The following is a 381-nucleotide window of genomic DNA, read 5'->3' on the forward strand; positions in this document are numbered from 1 at the left end:
CGGATGTATCGCACCGGGGATTTGGTGCGGTGGGGTGCCGATGGGCAGCTGCGGTATGTGGGCCGTGCCGATGAGCAGGTCAAGATCCGCGGGTATCGCATCGAACTCGGGGAGATTCAGGCCGCACTGACCGCGCTGGATGGGGTGGAGCAGGCGGTCGTGATCGCCCGCGAGGACCGCCCCGGCGATAAGCGCCTGGTGGGTTATGTCACCGGGACCGCCGACCCGGCTCAGCTGCGGGTCGCGCTGGGCGAGCGGTTGCCGGAATATATGGTGCCGGCCGCGGTGGTGGTGATCGACGCGCTGCCGCTGACCCCCAACGGCAAACTCGATACCCGTGCCCTGCCGGAACCGGGGTACCAGAATGCCGGTTATCGCGCT

General features: G+C 68.0%; 1 protein-coding gene. It reads left to right on the forward strand.

Annotation, left to right across the window (positions count from 1 at the left end; translation table 11 throughout):
• Positions 1-381: AMP-binding enzyme (locus tag B8W69_RS29595; RefSeq protein ID WP_165762738.1), on the forward strand; the 381-nt coding region annotated here is incomplete at both ends.

The sequence above is a fragment of the Mycolicibacterium vulneris genome, from assembly GCF_002104765.1.
Lineage (GTDB): Bacteria > Actinomycetota > Actinomycetes > Mycobacteriales > Mycobacteriaceae > Mycobacterium > Mycobacterium vulneris.